This is a genomic window from Rhizobium lentis, assembly GCF_017352135.1.
GTDB classification, from domain to species: Bacteria; Pseudomonadota; Alphaproteobacteria; order Rhizobiales; family Rhizobiaceae; genus Rhizobium; species Rhizobium lentis.
In genome coordinates, this window is sequence record NZ_CP071457.1 from 206,554 (window position 1) to 222,833 (window position 16,280).

The 16,280-nt window shown below is 62.2% G+C and carries 13 protein-coding genes; 9 read left to right on the forward strand and 4 right to left on the reverse strand.

The features are described from left to right. The first annotated feature begins 116 nt into the window (after positions 1 to 116). The 5 genes from J0663_RS29195 (at position 117) to J0663_RS29215 (ending at position 7,269) form a co-directional block, all read left to right on the forward strand. Positions 117 to 1,706 (forward strand): ABC transporter substrate-binding protein, encoded by a 1,590-nt coding sequence (locus J0663_RS29195; RefSeq protein ID WP_207245977.1) that lies wholly within the window; start codon positions 117 to 119, stop codon positions 1,704 to 1,706. A gap of 96 nt (positions 1,707 to 1,802) precedes the next feature. After that, complete coding sequence (locus J0663_RS29200) at positions 1,803 to 2,807, forward strand: ABC transporter permease (protein ID WP_207245978.1); 1,005 nt, start codon at positions 1,803 to 1,805, stop codon at positions 2,805 to 2,807. Beyond that, positions 2,804 to 3,631, forward strand: a complete 828-nt coding sequence (locus J0663_RS29205) for an ABC transporter permease (protein ID WP_207245979.1) — start codon at positions 2,804 to 2,806, stop codon at positions 3,629 to 3,631. The genes J0663_RS29200 and J0663_RS29205 overlap by 4 nt, the downstream gene beginning before the upstream one ends. Continuing rightward, entirely contained in the window at positions 3,624 to 5,255 is a 1,632-nt protein-coding gene (locus J0663_RS29210) for an ABC transporter ATP-binding protein (protein ID WP_207245980.1), read from the forward strand. The genes J0663_RS29205 and J0663_RS29210 overlap by 8 nt, the downstream gene beginning before the upstream one ends. Positions 5,256 to 5,265: 10 nt before the next feature. After that, positions 5,266 to 7,269, forward strand: a complete 2,004-nt coding sequence (locus tag J0663_RS29215) for a CocE/NonD family hydrolase (protein WP_207245981.1) — start codon at positions 5,266 to 5,268, stop codon at positions 7,267 to 7,269. A 3-nt stretch (positions 7,270 to 7,272) separates the two neighbouring features. Here J0663_RS29215 and J0663_RS29220 read toward each other — a convergent pair whose 3' ends face one another. Beyond that, positions 7,273 to 8,184 carry an alpha/beta hydrolase gene (locus tag J0663_RS29220; RefSeq protein WP_207245982.1) on the reverse strand — a complete coding sequence of 304 codons (912 nt, stop codon included), beginning with the start codon at positions 8,182 to 8,184 and terminating at the stop codon, positions 7,273 to 7,275. 260 nt (positions 8,185 to 8,444) lie between these two features. Between J0663_RS29220 and J0663_RS29225 the strand changes: the two genes are divergently transcribed. Next, complete coding sequence (locus tag J0663_RS29225) at positions 8,445 to 8,969, forward strand: RNA polymerase sigma factor (protein WP_207245983.1); 525 nt, start codon at positions 8,445 to 8,447, stop codon at positions 8,967 to 8,969. Then, positions 8,966 to 11,104: a VWA domain-containing protein gene (locus tag J0663_RS29230; protein ID WP_207245984.1), complete on the forward strand. Its 2,139-nt coding sequence runs from the start codon at positions 8,966 to 8,968 to the stop codon at positions 11,102 to 11,104. The genes J0663_RS29225 and J0663_RS29230 overlap by 4 nt, the downstream gene beginning before the upstream one ends. A 55-nt stretch (positions 11,105 to 11,159) precedes the next feature. On the opposite strand, the gene J0663_RS29235 is transcribed toward J0663_RS29230, so the two are convergent. Continuing rightward, on the reverse strand, positions 11,160 to 12,086 hold the full coding sequence (locus tag J0663_RS29235; RefSeq protein WP_207245985.1) for an SMP-30/gluconolactonase/LRE family protein: 927 nt from the start codon (positions 12,084 to 12,086) through the stop codon (positions 11,160 to 11,162). A gap of 220 nt (positions 12,087 to 12,306) precedes the next feature. Between J0663_RS29235 and J0663_RS29240 the strand changes: the two genes are divergently transcribed. Continuing rightward, on the forward strand, positions 12,307 to 13,380 hold the full coding sequence (locus tag J0663_RS29240) for a LacI family DNA-binding transcriptional regulator (RefSeq protein ID WP_207245986.1): 1,074 nt from the start codon (positions 12,307 to 12,309) through the stop codon (positions 13,378 to 13,380). Between the two features lie 13 nt (positions 13,381 to 13,393). On the opposite strand, the gene J0663_RS29245 is transcribed toward J0663_RS29240, so the two are convergent. Together J0663_RS29245 and J0663_RS29250 are read right to left on the reverse strand one after the other, a co-directional pair. Continuing rightward, the gene (locus tag J0663_RS29245) at positions 13,394 to 14,425 is read right to left on the reverse strand and encodes an L-idonate 5-dehydrogenase (protein ID WP_207245987.1); all 1,032 of its coding nucleotides are present in this window, start codon (positions 14,423 to 14,425) and stop codon (positions 13,394 to 13,396) included. A 10-nt stretch (positions 14,426 to 14,435) separates the two neighbouring features. Beyond that, positions 14,436 to 15,377 (reverse strand): 2-hydroxyacid dehydrogenase, encoded by a 942-nt coding sequence (locus J0663_RS29250; protein ID WP_207245988.1) that lies wholly within the window; start codon positions 15,375 to 15,377, stop codon positions 14,436 to 14,438. 134 nt (positions 15,378 to 15,511) lie between these two features. Between J0663_RS29250 and J0663_RS29255 the strand changes: the two genes are divergently transcribed. Beyond that, the gene (locus J0663_RS29255) at positions 15,512 to 16,276 is read left to right on the forward strand and encodes an SDR family oxidoreductase (RefSeq protein ID WP_207245989.1); all 765 of its coding nucleotides are present in this window, start codon (positions 15,512 to 15,514) and stop codon (positions 16,274 to 16,276) included. The last annotated feature ends 4 nt before the right edge of the window (positions 16,277 to 16,280 follow it).

A 16,280-nucleotide genomic window follows, 5' to 3' on the forward strand; every position in this document is an offset into this window, starting at 1 on the left:
AGGCGGCAGCAACCGCAATGTTTTCCCGCATGATGCGGGCACCGGAGGTGGAGAGGAAACCGCCTTCGATCCTGCCCGGAAGTTCTGTCAACGCACCACAAAGAAGGAACTGGGGAATGAACGACTACACGAAATATCTTGCAAGCCGCGTCACTGCCGGCGGGCTCAGCCGCCGTGAATTCATGGGACGCGCCATGGCGGCGGGCATCACACTTGCCGTCGCCGACAAGCTCTTCACCGAAAGTGCTGAAGCCGCTGAACCGAAGCGCGGCGGTCATCTGAAGCTCGGCCTCGAAGGCGGTGCTGCAACCGATTCCAAGGACCCGGCGAAATTCCTGTCGCAGTTCATGTTCTGCGTCGGCCGCTGCTGGGGCGACATGCTGGTCGAATCCGACCCGCTGACGGGGGCGGCCGTGCCGGCGCTCGCCGAATCCTGGGAGCCGTCGAAGGACGCCGTCACCTGGACCTTCAAGATCCGCAAGGGTGTCAAGTTCCACGATGGCAAGGAACTGACGATCGACGACGTCGTCGCGACGCTGAAACGCCACACCGACGCAAAGTCGGAATCCGGCGCGCTCGGCGTGCTCGGGTCGATCAAGGAGATCAAGGCTGACGGCGGCAACCTCGTCCTGACGCTGAGCGAAGGCAATGCCGACATGCCGCTGCTACTGTCGGACTACCATCTGGTCATCCAGCCGAATGGCGGCGTTGACGATCCGCTGGCCTCGATCGGCACTGGTCCTTACAAGCTCGTGAGCTTCGAGGCGGGCGTTCGCGCCACCTTCGAAAAGAACAAGGACGACTGGCGCACCGACCGGGGTTATGTCGATTCGATCGAGATCATCGGCATGAACGATGCAACCGCCCGCATCGCCGCGCTTTCGTCCGGCCAGGTGCACTATATCAACCGCGTCGATCCGAAGACGGTCAACCTCTTGAAACGCGCGCCGAATGTCGAAATCCTGTCGACCGCCGGCCGCGGCCACTATGTCTTCATCATGCATTGCGACAAGGCGCCGTTCGACAACAACGATCTGCGCCTGGCGCTCAAATACGCCATGGACCGCGAGACCATGGTGCAGAAGATCCTCGGCGGCTACGGCAAGGTCGGTAACGACTTCCCGATCAACGCCACCTATGCGCTCTTCCCCGAAGGCATCGAGCAGCGCACCTACGATCCCGACAAGGCTGCCTTCCACTACAAGAAGTCAGGCCATAGCGGCTCGGTCCTTCTGCGCACCTCGGAAGTCGCCTTTCCCGGCGCCGTCGATGCGGCCGTCCTCTATCAGGAAAGCTGCAAGAAGGCCGGCATCGAGATCGAGGTCAAGCGCGAGCCGGGCGACGGCTACTGGACCAATGTCTGGAACGTTCAGCCCTTCTCGACCTCCTACTGGGGCGGCCGTCCGACGCAGGACCAGATGTATTCCACCGCCTACCTCTCCACGGCGGACTGGAATGACACCAAGTTCAAGCGTCCTGACTTCGACAAGCTCTTGCTGCAGGCCCGCTCCGAACTCGACGAAGCCAAGCGTAAGGAGCTGTACCGCACCATGGCGATGATGGTGCGCGACGAGGGCGGCGTGATCCTTCCGATGTTCAACGACTTCGTGAACGCCTCCACCAAGCAGGTGAAGGGTTATGTCCACGATATCGGCAACGACATGTCGAACGGCTATGTCGCAACGCGCGTCTGGTTGGACGCCTGATGGCAAAGGGGCACCTGCCCCTCCGATCTCCAACTTAGCCTGGACCGTGGGATGCAACCCGCGGTCCTCCCGCCGTTTTAGCGCGAGGTCCTCGCCATGACCAATCCTGCCCCCAGCATCTTGCCCGGGCTCGGGTTCCGGCAGCGTTTTCCGCTGCTGGCCCTCATCCTCGAGCGCTTCGTGCTCAGTCTCGTCCTGCTTATCGCGGTCTCTGTCCTGATCTTCGGCGGCCTGGAAGCCCTACCCGGCGATTTCGCCACAACCTATCTCGGCCAGTCGGCGACGCCGCAGGCGGTTGCCAATATCCGCCAGGACTTGGGGCTCGATCGCCCGGTCACGACGCGGTATGTCGAGTGGCTCGGCAACGCCGTCCAGGGTGACTTCGGCACCTCCTGGGCCAGCAAGAATTCGGTCAGCGAACAGATCGGCAAGCGTCTCGGCAATTCGCTCTTCCTGGCCGGTTTTGCAGCGGTGATATCGGTTCCGCTCGCCATCGGGCTCGGCATGCTGTCGGTACATTTTCGCAACCGCATGCCGGATAAGATCATCAACGTGATCTCGCTGGCGGCGATCTCGCTGCCGGAATTCTTCATCGGCTACCTCTTGATCCTCTTCTTCGCCGTCAAGTTCGGCATGGCGACCTTCCCGGCGACCGTCTATGACAGCATGGGTTTCGTCGAGCGATTGAAGGCGATCGCGCTGCCGACGGCGACCTTGGTGCTCGTCGTGCTCGCCCACATGATGCGCATGACTCGGGCGGCGATCCTCTCCGTCATGTCGTCGGCCTATATGGAGACCGCGGAGCTGAAGGGCCTCAGCGCCTTCCGTTCGATCGTCAAGCATGCCGCTCCCAATGCGCTGGCGCCGATCATCAATGTCGTCGCATTGAACCTCGCCTATCTCGTTGTCGGCGTCGTTGTCGTCGAGGTCGTCTTCGTCTATCCCGGCATGGGGCAATATATGGTCGATGCGGTGACGGTTCGCGATATGCCTGTCGTGCAGGCGTGCGGCCTGATCTTCGCGGCCGTTTATATCTTCCTCAACATGACGGCCGATATCCTCGCGATCATCGCCAATCCCCGCCTGAGGCATCCGAGATGAGATTGAGAGACATCCCCATCACCGCCTGGATCGGCATGATCGGCATCGCCATCGCCTTCATCTTCGCTCTCTTTGCGCCCTGGATCGCCCCCTATGGCGAAACCCAGGTCGTCGGCGACGTTTGGGCGCCTGCCGACGCTAATTACGTCTTCGGCCTCGACAATCTCGGCCGCGATATCCTCTCGCGCCTGATCTACGGCGCGCGCACGACGCTGATGGTTGCCTCCGCCGCCACCATCATCTCCTTTTCGCTCGGCGTCATCCTGAGCTTCACCGCAGCGGTGTCGCGCGGCATTGTCGACACGGTGTTTTCGCGCTTCAACGATCTGATGATGTCGATCCCGACGCTGATCTTCGCGCTCGTGGTGCTCGCTGTTCTGCCGCAAAACATGATCGTCCTCATCCTCGTGATGGCGATCCTGGATTCCACCCGCGTCTATCGTCTCGGCCGTGCCGTGGCGCTCGATGTCGCGGTGATGGAATTCGTGGAGGCGGCGAAGCTGCGCGGAGAAGGCAAGCTCTGGATCATCTTCCGCGAAATTCTGCCGAACACGCTGTCGCCGCTGCTTGCCGAATTCGGGCTGCGCTTCGCCTTCTCGATCCTGTTCCTCTCCACCCTGTCCTTCCTCGGCCTCGGCATTCAGCCGCCGGCGGCCGATTGGGGTGGCATGGTCAAGGACAACAAGGACGGCATCATCTTCGGCATCTCGGCCGCGCTGGTGCCCGGCACGGCGATCGCCGTGCTCGCCGTCTGCGTCAATCTCGTCGTCGATTGGCTCCTGAAACGCACATCCAGCCTCAAGGGAGGGCGCGGCGATGCCTGAGCTTCTTTCCGTCCGCAATCTGAAAATCGAAGCTACCAGCTATCCGCCGGGCGAACCGCCCAAGCGCGTGACGATCGTCGACGGAGTTTCGTTCGATCTCCAGAAAGGCAAGGTCCTCGGCCTGATCGGGGAATCGGGCGCCGGCAAGTCGACGATCGGCCTCTCCGCACTGGCCTATGGCCGGGGCGGAGCCGAAATCACCGGCGGCGAGGTGCGGCTCGACGGCGCCGATATCCTGGCGCTCGGCAAGAGCGGCATCCGGAAAATCCGCGGCGCGCGGGTCTGCTATGTCGCGCAATCGGCGGCCGCCGCCTTCAATCCGGCGCACAGGCTAGGCGACCAGGTGATCGAGGCGTCGGTCAAGCATGGTCTGATGAGCAAGGACCAGGCGCTCAAGCGAGCGTTTTATCTGTTCCGCGTGCTCGGCCTGCCCAATCCGGAAACCTTCGGCGAGCGCTTCGCCCATCAGGTCTCCGGCGGTCAGTTGCAGCGGGCGATGACGGCGATGGCGCTCTGCTCCAACCCCGAACTGATCGTCTTCGACGAGCCGACGACGGCGCTCGACGTCACCACGCAGATTGACGTGCTGGCGGCAATCAAGCATGCGATCGAGGAAACGCACACCGCCGCCCTCTATATCACCCACGACCTCGCCGTCGTCGCCCAGATCTCGGACGACATCATGGTTCTGCGCCACGGCAAACAGGTCGAATATGGCAGCGTCCGGCAGATCATCGAGGCGCCGCGGGAAGACTATACGCGCGCCCTCGTCAATGTCAGGCAGGCCTACCGCGAGGAAGCTGCCGATCAGTCCACGGCACTTCTCAAGGTCGAGAATGTCAGCGCCGAATATTCCAACGGCTTCAAGGTGCTGCACGATGTCTCGCTGCATGTGCCGCGGGGGCAGACGCTCGCCGTCGTCGGCGAATCCGGCTCGGGCAAGTCGACGCTGGCGCGCGTCATCACCGGCCTGCTGCCACCGAGCAGCGGCCGGATCGTCTTCGACGGCAGGCCGCTGATGCCCGGCCTCAAGAGCCGGCCGAACGACGACCTCAGACGCATCCAGCTGATCTATCAGATGGCAGATACGGCGATGAATCCGCGCCAGACTGTCCGCGATATCATCGGCCGCCCGCTGACCTTCTATTATGGCCTGAGAGGCCGCGAGAAGACCGCCCGGGTGAAGGAATTGCTCGACCAGATCGAAATGGGCAACGGCTTTATCGATCGTTACCCGGCCGAACTCTCAGGTGGCCAGAAGCAGCGCGTGGCGATTGCAAGAGCCCTTGCCGCCAAGCCGGAACTCATCCTCTGCGACGAACCGACCTCGGCCCTCGATCCGCTGGTGGCAGAGGGCATTCTCAAGCTCCTCCTGCGCCTGCAGGAGGAAGAGCAGCTTTCCTACGTCTTCATTACCCACGACATCGCGATCGTCCGGGCGATTGCCGATAGCGTCGCGGTGATGCATCGCGGCAAGCTGGTGCGCTTCGGCCCGAAATCGACGGCGCTGTCGCCGCCCTTCGACGATTATACCGACCTGTTGTTGAAATCGGTGCCGGAGATGGAAATCGGCTGGCTGGAACGCGTGCTCGCCACGCGACGCATGGAAAGCGCCGGACACTGAGAGGAAGAGCATGGTTTCGCGCGGTTTCACCACCATCGAGAACGAATGGATCACGCTGAAGGACGGGACACGGCTGGCCGCGCGCATCTGGATGCCTGACGGTACGGAGCAGGATCCAGTTCCCGCCGTCTTCGAATTTCTGCCCTATCGCAAGCGGGATGGAACGAGTCCCAGGGATGAGTCCACCTATCCGGTCTTCGCAGCCGCGGGCATTGCCGGCGTGCGCGTTGATATCCGCGGGTCCGGCGAGTCCGACGGCGTCATCGATGGCGAATATACCGAGCGCGAGCTTGCCGATGCCTGCGAGCTGATCGCCTGGATCGCCGCACAGCCGTGGTCGAACGGCTCGGTTGGTATGATGGGCATTTCATGGGGCGGCTTCAACAGTCTCCAGGTCGCAGCATTGCGCCCGCCGGCGCTGAAGGCCGTCATCTCCATCGCCTCGACCGTCGACCGGTATAATGACGATATTCACTACAAGAATGGCTGCCATCTCTCCGCCCAGCTCTCCTGGGCAGCGACGATGCTTGGATACCAGTCGCGCCCGCCCGATCCGGCCCTGGCCGGCGAGCGCTGGAAGGAGATGTGGCTGGAACGCCTGGCAGGCGAACCCTTTTTCATGGAGGCGTGGCTCGCCCATCAGCGGCGCGACGATTTCTGGCGCCACGGCTCGATCTCCGAGGATTTTTCGAACGTGGAGATCCCGGCGCTCGTCATCGCCGGCTGGGCGGATGGTTATCGCAATACGCCTCTGATGGCGGTCGAAGGTCTCGGGGAAAAAGCAAAAGCGCTGATCGGCCCGTGGGTCCACAAATATCCGCATTTCGCCTGGCCGAAGCCGCGGGCGGATTTCCATGGCGAGGCGATCGCCTGGTGGAACAAATGGCTGCGCGGCGAGGACAATGGAAGCAACGACCTGCCACAGGTCCGCGCCTATATCCTCGATGCCATCCGCCCCGCCCCCCGCCGCGACAGCGATCCCGGTTTCTGGATCGGCAAGGACGCCTGGTCGCCGCCGCGGATGCAATGCTTCTATGTCGAGCAATTCGGCAAGCTGACGGAAGGCATGCCGATCCCGCATGCGCCCGAGCATGCCGTCTATCTCCATTCTCCCCTCGACACCGGCACGGCATCGGGAGAATATTTCACGCTGAAGCCCGACGCCGAAATGGCGGGCGATCAGCGTGGGGACGATGCCGGCTCACTGGTCTTCGAGACGATGCCGCTTGCCGGGGACTGCGATTGCCTCGGCCGGCCGGTATTGACACTCGCGCTGCGCGCCCGCGCGACAGGCGGCAATCTCTGCGCCCGGCTGGTTGACGTTCACCCGGACGGAACGGCGATGCGCGTCGCCTTCGGCGTCGTCAATCTCACCCATCGCGACGGCAATGCCGACCCCAAGCCGCTCTCGCCGGGCGAGAAGGTATCGATCCGGCTCGTGCTCGATGGCTGCGGTTATCGCTTCCGCAAGGGCCATCGCATCCGCCTTTCGCTTTCGACCGCCTATTGGCCGGTGATCCTGCCGCCGCCTGATGACCAAGGGCTCGAGGTCGATATCGCCTCGCTTGGCCTGGGGCTGCCCTTGCTCGGTGAACACAGCAGGATCGACATCAAGGAACCGGCCAATCCCGATCCGCTGCCTCAATATATCGAGCACGTGGGCGCCGCGACGAAGCGGCAGGTCGTCCGTGATCTTTCAGAAAACCGAACGGACTACCGCATCCACGAGGATACAGGACTTTACGAACATCCCGAGACCGGCCTGTCGACACGGCAATTGCGCGAAGAAGTCTGGTCGATTTCGCCGGATGATCCGCTGTCGATGACCGGCACGTCGACCTGGACCTGCGACATGCACAGACCCGGCTGGTTCGTGCGCACCGTAGCGACCGCGCGGATGGCGTGCACCGAAACCGATTGGGTCGTCAGCGCCGTCGTCACCGCATTCGAGGATGATGTGCAGATCTTCGAAAAGATCTTTGCCGAAAAGCGGATCGCGCGCGACCTGATGTGATCGTCAGGGTGCCGCGAAATGCCGAACCGCCTCGCAGACGGCGTGAAAGCCGTCGCGCGCGCCTTCACTCATGTGACGGGCGCGCAGCCAGGCATGCACCATCTGCGGCTCCTCCCGAAACGAGACCTCGACACCCTCCGCTGCGAGCCGGGCCGCATACTGGCGGCCGTCGTCTCTCAAAGGATCGAAGTGCGCGACGGTGATGTAGGTGGGCGGCAGTCCGGCTAGCGACGACGCATTCAGCGGCTCGGCGATCTCGGCGCCTGCCGGTGCCTGCAGCATCTCGCGGTAATAGGCGACATCGGCCGTCGTCAGGCCAGGGGCCGCGGCCATTTCGACATAGGAGCCTGCGGCCAGGTCTCCGCCGAGCGCCGGGTAGATCAGAACCTGGCCGACGACGCCGGGCAGGCCTTCGTCGCGTGCGCGCAATGCAAGGCCCGCCGCAAGATTGCCGCCGGCGCTGTCGCCGATCACTACGACCTTGTTGTTGGCGGAAAGCAGATGCTTCAACACCGCGAAGCCGTCATCCGTCTGCGCCGGCCAGCGATATTCCGGGGCCAGCCGATAATCGACCGAAACCAATTCCGCACCGGCAGAATCGGCGATCTCGGCGCAGATGGCATGATGGCTTTCGAGCGACCCGACAACGAAGCCACCGCCATGAAGATAAAGAAGAACGGTGCGCGTGTTGATTTTCCGCGGACGGTAGCGCCGGATCGGGATGCGCTGGACCATGCCATCCGCAAAGATCATATCAGGAGGCATCGGGCGGTCGAACCGCGCACAAAGCGCGTCGTACCAGTTCCGTTGCTGTTCGACCGAGGCTCCGACGGCGTCGGCGGGATAGAAACTATCGCAAATCTCGAGAAACTGCAGGATGCCTTTTTCGGTAGGGGCAGGCGATGGAGCGGACATGGAAAGTCCTTTCGATTTGGGACATGCAGATCCATGCCCTTGGCCGACGCTATGCCTATCATGCGCTTCCCGAACGAAGGCAATCTGTCTGGCCGCGACTCGTGGATGTCGCGATACTTCATTATTTTTGAGCTGCGTCGGAGAAATTGGCGGTCTTGGAAAAGCGAAATATTTTTTCGCTTCCAACCCAAGGAATGTCATCGGAGAAACGTCTCAATCCCGAAATAGCATCTTGCTTAAAAGTTGGGGGTAGGTGCGCATTGGATGCGGAGCTCATTGAACGGGCGCAGCGCGGCGATCGGGAGGCCTTCGGGCAACTGATCTCGCGCCACTATGATTTCGTCCATGCGACGGCATGGCGATGGTCGGGCAGTTCCACCGACGCGGACGACATTGCCCAGGAGGTCTGCGTCAAGCTCGGCGCGGCGATCCGCAACTTTCGTGGCGCCAGCCGCTTCAGGACGTGGCTCTACACGCTAACGCTCAACGCCGCCCGTGACCATCGGCGCAAGCTGGCGCGAGAGGAACAGACATTCCGCGATTACGCCGCCGAACCGCAGCCGGATGCGCCGGCCGGACAGGACGACGAGCTGTCCAGCGAATTGTGGGCGGCCGTGCGCGCCTTGCCGGAAAGGCAATGCGACGCCGTGCTGCTCGTCTATGGCGAAGGCCTCAGCCATTCCGCCGCCGCCGAAGTCATGGGCTGCGCGGAGACGACCGTGTCCTGGCAAGTCCATGAGGCGCGCAAGAGGCTGAAGGCCATGCTCGGCAAGGAAGAGGTATGACCGTGGACAAGGAACTCGAAAAGCTCTCCCGCCTGACACCGCCGGCACCCGATCCGGAGGCACGTGCGCGCGCGCTTGCCGCGGCGATGCAGGCCTTCGACGCCGCAGGAAATAATACAACAGCGCCCCAAGGAAATGCGAAAGGCTGGCGTCCAAGCTCCATCATCAACTGGATATGGAGCCCTGCCATGAACAAGAAATTCCTCGCCGGTTCAGCCCTTGCGACGCTGCTTGTCGTCCCCGCCGCCAGTTATCTGACGTTCGAGCTGGCCCGCAACGGAAAGCCGACCGTCGGTCAGGAGGAGATTGCGGCCAGCCGTTCGAAAAACGACGCGCCGAAACCAATCGCCGAACCGGTGCCCCAGGCGGGTGGACCGGTTACAGTCGCGCCTCCAGTTCCGCAGACAAGGCCAGAAATAAGCGAGCCTGTCGAGAAACCTGCTGCCGATAGCGCGCAGGTGTTGCAGGACAACGAGCAGCGTGCGCCGGCGCGGTCGGCTGAGTCGCTTTTATCGGATTTCAGCTCCGATGAGATATCCGCTCTCCTGAACAAATCGGACGGGTCCGACAGAGGGGCCAAACGCGCTGCACCGACCGCTCCCGGTATGGTGGCTCAAGGGCAGCTGTTGGTCGAACCGATGGCTGTCGCCCCCTCGCCTGTTCCGCCAGCAGATGGGCATGCGCAGATTCAGCTCGATCCTGATCGCGAGCGCTTTGCCAATGCCGCGGCAAATCCGGTCAAGAGCGTGGCGACCGATCCGGTCTCGACCTTCTCCGCCGATGTCGACAGCGCCTCCTATTCTTTCGTCCGCCGGTCGCTGACCGGCGGCGCGATGCCCGACCCGCAATCGGTTCGCGTCGAGGAGATGATCAATTATTTCCCCTATGACTGGCCGGGTCCTGACAATGCCGAGCAGCCGTTCAAGGCGACGGTGACTGTCATGCCGACCCCGTGGAATCACGACACGGAACTGATGCATGTGGCGATCAAGGGCTATGACATCGCGCCGGCGACCGCGCCGCGTGCCAATCTGGTCTTCCTGATCGACGTCTCGGGTTCGATGGACGAGCCGGACAAGCTGCCGCTTCTGAAGAGCGCCTTCCGGCTGCTGGTCAACAGGCTGAAACCCGACGATACCGTCTCGATCGTCACCTATGCGGGCAATGCCGGCACGGTGCTGGAACCGACGCGGGTGGCGGAGAGATCGAAGATCCTCTCGGCAATCGACAGGTTGGAGCCGGGCGGCTCGACCGGCGGTGCCGAGGGTATCCAGGCGGCCTATGACCTTGCCAACCGGGCCTTCGTCAAGGACGGCGTCAACCGGGTGATGCTGGCGACGGATGGCGACTTCAATGTCGGTCCGTCCAGCGACGAGGACTTGAAGCGGATCATCGAAGAGAAACGCAAGGACGGCATCTTTCTGACCGTTCTCGGCTTCGGACGGGGCAATCTCAATGATTCCCTGATGCAGACGCTGGCGCAGAACGGCAATGGCAGTGCTGCCTATATCGACACCCTGGCGGAGGCGCAGAAGACGCTGGTCGAAGAAGCGGGTTCGACGCTGTTTCCGATCGCCAAGGACGTCAAGTTCCAGGTCGAGTTCAACCCGGAACGGATCGCCGAATACCGGCTGATCGGCTACGAGACCCGCGCCCTTAAACGCGAGGATTTCAACAATGACCGTGTCGACGCCGGCGATATTGGCTCCGGCCACAGCGTCACGGCAATCTACGAGATAACGCCCAAGGGAAGCCCAGCGGTGATGAACGACGATCTGCGTTACGGCGCGGCAGGGAGGGCGCCGACCACGACGTCTGGCAATTCGCACCAAGGTGAGATCGCCTTCGTCAAGATGCGCTACAAGCGGCCGGGCGAGGATAAGAGCGCCCTCATCACCACGCCGGTCGGCGACGGCAATGCAGTCGCCAGCGTCGATGCCGCGCCGCAGGATGTCCGCTTCTCGGTGGCGGTTGCCGCCTTCGGGCAAAAACTGAGCCGCGTCCCCGCCCTCGACACCTATTCCTATCAGGCGGTCGCAGATCTCGCCACGGCATCGCGGGGAGCGGATCCCTTCGGCTACAGATCGGATTTCCTCGGCCTCATCAGGCTGGCCGACGGTCTCAGCCAACGATGAGCGGAGAAGCACCGAAAGCGAGGCCGCTTAGAAGCGCGGCCGCGCCTGCATGAGTTTACCCGGGCCTCGACCCATTGGCCGTGAGATAAACGGCGTAGAGCGACGTAGTCCCGGTGATAAAGAGACGGTTCAATTTCTCTCCGCCGAAAGTCACGTTGGAGACGATCTCGGGAATATGGATCTTGCCCAGCAGCGTGCCATCCGGATCATAGGCGTGCACGCCGTCGGCCGCACTTGTCCAGATCCTGCCCTTCCGGTCCACGCGAAACCCATCGAACATGCCGGCGGTACATTCTGCGAAAACGCCAAGATCGCTCAACGTCCCGTCGCCTGATACCGCAAGCTTTCGGATATGACGTGGGCCATCCGGCAAGTGCGATGCACCGGTGTCGGCGACGTAGAGGACCGACTCGTCGGGCGAGAAAGCCAGACCGTTCGGCTTGATGAAATCCGACGTCATCTGATCGGTCGACCCTGTTGCCGGATCATGGCGGTAGACATGGCATCCGCCGATTTCCTCTTCGCCATAGTCGCCCTCATAGTCGTGGAGGATGCCGTAGCTCGGATCGGTGAACCAGATGGTGCCGTCGGATTTGACGGTCACATCGTTCGGAGAATTGAGCCGGCTGCCCACGATCCGATCGGCCAGGACGTTGACCTTGCCGTTAAACTCCGTCCGGGTGACACGCCGTGTCAGGTGTTCGCAGGTGATCAGCCGGCCCTGATTATCGACGGTGTTGCCGTTCGAATTGTTGCTGGGCGAGCGGAAGACGGAGGTATGTCCGCTGGTATCGTCGTAGCGCATCATGCGGTTGTTCGGGATATCCGAGAAGAGCAGGTAGCGCCCGGCGGCAAACCACGCCGGTCCCTCCAGCCAGCGGCCGCCCGTCCAGAGACGTTCAACCCGAGCATGGCCGACGAAGCAGCTTTCAAAGCGCGGGTCGAGGACCTCGAACCAGGTACCTTCGATTTCCCCGAACATGCGTTTTCCTCCTCAAGATTGTTATCGATATCATCTTGCCTGGATTTCGGGGCATAGTATAGCCGCCCATGCGCCGGCAACTTGGGAAATCCGGTCAAAACCAAGCTTTTGCGCCTGTGGAGCCGCCTACTTCTTCGATAAAATTGATTGTGCGATGATAGCGATAACTTTATCGTGTGCTGAACTATCCAATTCGGACGTTGTTTGAAAGCGGAGAGCAGTGAAAAACGACGATGAGCCAAAGGTCAAGCGTCTCAAGGGAGGAGACGCCCAAAAGCTGACGATGGCGGAAGTCGCCAAGTATGTCGGCGTGTCGGCTATGACCGTTTCACGCGCCTTTCGTCAGGATGCGAGCGTTTCTGAAGAAACCCGAAAGCGCATCATGGAAGCCGTCGACGCGCTGGGTTACGTGCTGGATCTATCGGCCGGCAGTCTTTCGTCGCGGCGGAGCGGCTTCATCGCGGCGCTGGTCCCTTCCATCAACAATTCGAATTTCTCCGACACGGCGCGCGGGATCACCGATGCGCTCGAGAATACCGGCCTTCAGCTTCTTCTCGGCTATACCGACTATTCTGCTGAGAAGGAAGAAAAGCTGATCGAGGCGATGCTGCGCCGACGTCCCGAAGGCATTATCCTGACGGGTGGTTCGCATACCGACCGGGCCCGGCGGATGCTGGCAAAGGCCGATATTCCGGTGGTTGAAACCTGGGAGCTTCCCGAAGAACCGATCAATCATGTCGTCGGCTTTTCCAACAGCGAGGCGATGTCGCTGCTGGTGCGCACGCTTGCGAGCCAGGGCTATCGGAAGTTCGGCTATATCGGCGGAACGACGGCGCGCGATACGCGCGGCAGCCAGCGGCGCAGCGGGTTCCTGAAGACCGTCGACGAACTGGGTCTGGGTCCGGGCCGGGCGATTTCCTTCGGCGTACCCCCGATCACCATGGAACAGGGCGGCCAAGCGATCGTCAGCCTGCTGGAGCGCTGGCCGGACACGGAAGTGGTGCTCTGCGTCTCCGACCTTTCGGCCTTCGGTGCGATCATGGAATGCAAGCGCAGGGGGATGAATGTGCCGGGGGATATCGCCATTGCCGGCTTCGGCGACTACGAGATTTCGTCGGTCTGTCATCCGAGCATCACCACCATCAATGTCGACTGTTACGGCATCGGCCGCCAGGCCGCCGCCCGCCTGCTCGATGCCATGCAGAGCAGCGGCGAGACGACTGGCGACGAGATCACCTTGACGGGCTACAGGGTCGTCCTGCGCGAAAGCACGGATCGCGGCAGCGCCCCATAGCGGGGCGACGCCATCAGAAGGCGATCTGCACCTTCATCGACTTGTTGCGGTCGCTGGCCAATTCGAAGGCGGCGACCGCCTCGTCGATGGCAAAAACCCGCGTCAACAGCGGCTTCAGATCGACGCGCCGCGCGTTGATCAGTTCGACGGCGAGCCCAAACTCCTCGTGGAAGCGGAAAGTGCCGCGCATCTCGATTTCTTTGGCAACGATCATGTTCTGCGGGATGGAGACATCACCGCCGAGGCCGAGCTGCACGAGAACGGCGCGGGGCCTCAGCACTTCCAGGCCGGCGCGCACCGCCCGTTCATTGCCCGACGCTTCGAACATGACGTCGAAATATCCCTTGTCGGCGCCATAGGCCGCAAGGTCGGCGGCATCAGTCGCTACATTGATCGTGCGATCGGCGCCGCTGGTGCGGGCGATCGCCAGAACGCTGTCGGTCACATCGGTGGCGACGATTTCACGGGCGCCGAGAACGCGCGCCGCCACGATCGCCAGCATACCAATTGGACCGCAACCGGTGACGAGCACCCGTTTTCCGAGCAGCGATCCGGCGCGGTTTGCTGCATGCAGGGTCACGGCAAAGGGTTCGGCGAAGGCGGCCTCGTGAATGGAAATGCCATCGGCGACCTTGTGGCACTGCCAACGCTCCGCCACCAGCCGCTGGCGAAAGCCACCCTGAACATGCGGCATCGGCATGGCGCTGCCGTAAAACCGCATGTTGAGGCAGTGGTTCTGCTGCCCCTTCAGGCAATATTGGCAATGGTTACAGGGCCGGCTCGGGGAAATCGCGACGCGATCCCCGACGGCCAAGTCGGCGACGCCGGCGCCCAGCGCCTTCACCGTGCCGGCGATCTCATGCCCGAGGATCATCGGTTCGCGCAGGCGAACGGTGCCGAAACCACCGTGATTGTAATAATGCAAGTCGGAACCGCAAATGCCGCCGGCTTCGATTGATATCTCCACCTGCCCCTCTGCCGCAACCTCCGGCTCGCGCTCTTCGATCCTAAGATCCTTGGCGGCGTGGATGACGATGGCTTTCATATCGGAACCCTCACACGACCGGGGTTGGAAGCGCGCGACCGGCAAAATGCGCGGCGAGATTGTCTCGGACCAGCTGGCCCATGGCCTTGCGGGTCTCGATGGTGCCGGAGCCATGGTGAGGCTGCAACACGGCGTTTGGGAGCGTCAGGAAGCGTGCATCGATCCTGGGTTCGTTCAGGAAGACATCGAGGCCCGCAGCCCGGATGGCGCGGTTCTGAAGGGCTGTGATCAGGGCCTCTTCGTCGACGGTCGTGCCGCGCGAGACATTGATCAGGATGCCGTTCGGGCCGAGCGCTTGAAGCACCGGCGCGTTGATGATTTTCATCGTCGCTCCCCCGCCAGGGACGATGACGATCAGAAAATCCGCCCAGTCGGCCAGCACGATAAGGTCCGGCTCGTAAGTGTACGCGGCATCCTTGTCCTCATGGCGGGCGAAATAGGAGATGTCGCAGCCGAAAGCGGCAATCCTTCTGGCGATTGCCTTGCCGATCCGCCCCATGCCGACGATCCCCACCTTCTTGCCCGAGACACGCGTCACCAGCGGCATGGGGATGTTACCCCACTGGCCGGATCGCACGAAAACGTCGGCCTGCGGGATCTGCCGCGCCGTGGCGAGCAGCAGTCCGATGGCAATATCGGCGACATCCTCGGTCAGCACATCGGGCGTATTGGTGACGCGAATGCCGTTGGCACGGGCATAGGCGAGATCGATCGCGTCGGTGCCCACGCCGTAACAGGAGATGATTTCCAGTTTCGGCAGTTGCTTCATCAGATCGGCGGAGGCGCCGAGTTCGCCGCGGGTTGCGATGGCGCGAATATCCTTGCCGACGCTTGCGATCAGCTCCTGCCGGTCTGCCGCTTCCCACAGGCGGTGAACGCGATACTTCGCCTCCAGGTCGACCATATCCCATTCCGGATAGGCTCCGGTCATCAAGATCTCTACCTCAGGCATTCCGTCTCCGTCCCGCATTTTGACAGTTGATTATGTTATCGATAACATATAATCCGGACAAGCGATGTCAAGTGAGTTTCACCGCGAGTAGCGGTATAAGCCGTCATTCGCAGCGACACCGGAGGAGTTATTGCATGAAGAACGTGTTCGATCTGACCGGACGGCTTGCCCTGATCACCGGCTCGAGCCAGGGGATCGGCTATGCGCTTGCCGAAGGCCTGGCCCAGCATGGCGCAGCGGTCGTCATCAACGGCCGGACGCCCGAAAGCGTCAAACGCGCGGTCGAGAGTCTCAAGGCTCAAGGCCTGTCCGCCCATGCGGCCATCTTCGACGTTACCAGCAAGGATGCTGCCGCGCAGGGTATTGCCGCGATCGAAGCCGATATCGGGCCGCTCGATATCCTGATCAACAATGCCGGCATGCAGTTTCGCACGCCCCTGGAAGACTTTCCGGCGGACAAATGGGAGCAGCTGCTGACCACCAATATTTCAAGCGTGTTTTACGTCGGTCAGGCGGCGGCCAAAGCCATGATCGCCCGCGGCCAGGGCAAGATCATCAACATCGCCTCGGTTCAAAGCGAGCTGGCCCGTCCCGGTATTGCCCCCTACACGGCGACCAAGGGTGCGGTACGCAACCTCACCCGCGGCATGTGCGCCGACTGGGCCAAGTACGGCCTGCAGATCAACGCGATTGCGCCGGGCTATTTCAAGACGCCGCTCAACCAGGCGCTCGTCGACAATCCGGAATTCTCGTCCTGGCTCGAGAAGCGGACGCCGGCCGGCCGCTGGGGCAATGTCGAGGAACTGGTGGGTGCCGCCGTTTTCCTGGCAGGTCGCGGCTCGTCCTTCATCAACGGGCACACGCTCTATGTCGATGGCGGCATCACGACCTGCCTCTGAAAGA

Excerpts from the sequence above, each read along its gene's own strand:
- J0663_RS29235 (WP_207245985.1), bottom strand. The coding sequence starts at position 12,086 with ATGTTCGGGGAAATCGAAGGTACCTGGTTCGAGGTCCTCGACCCGCGC.
- J0663_RS29220 (WP_207245982.1), bottom strand. The coding sequence starts at position 8,184 with ATGTCCGCTCCATCGCCTGCCCCTACCGAAAAAGGCATCCTGCAGTTT.
- J0663_RS29205 (WP_207245979.1), top strand. The coding sequence starts at position 2,804 with ATGAGATTGAGAGACATCCCCATCACCGCCTGGATCGGCATGATCGGC.
- J0663_RS29245 (WP_207245987.1), bottom strand. The coding sequence starts at position 14,425 with ATGAAAGCCATCGTCATCCACGCCGCCAAGGATCTTAGGATCGAAGAG.
- J0663_RS29250 (WP_207245988.1), bottom strand. The coding sequence starts at position 15,377 with ATGCCTGAGGTAGAGATCTTGATGACCGGAGCCTATCCGGAATGGGAT.
- J0663_RS29255 (WP_207245989.1), top strand. The coding sequence starts at position 15,512 with ATGAAGAACGTGTTCGATCTGACCGGACGGCTTGCCCTGATCACCGGC.
- J0663_RS29215 (WP_207245981.1), top strand. The coding sequence starts at position 5,266 with ATGGTTTCGCGCGGTTTCACCACCATCGAGAACGAATGGATCACGCTG.
- J0663_RS29210 (WP_207245980.1), top strand. The coding sequence starts at position 3,624 with ATGCCTGAGCTTCTTTCCGTCCGCAATCTGAAAATCGAAGCTACCAGC.
- J0663_RS29230 (WP_207245984.1), top strand. The coding sequence starts at position 8,966 with ATGACCGTGGACAAGGAACTCGAAAAGCTCTCCCGCCTGACACCGCCG.
- J0663_RS29200 (WP_207245978.1), top strand. The coding sequence starts at position 1,803 with ATGACCAATCCTGCCCCCAGCATCTTGCCCGGGCTCGGGTTCCGGCAG.
- J0663_RS29195 (WP_207245977.1), top strand. The coding sequence starts at position 117 with ATGAACGACTACACGAAATATCTTGCAAGCCGCGTCACTGCCGGCGGG.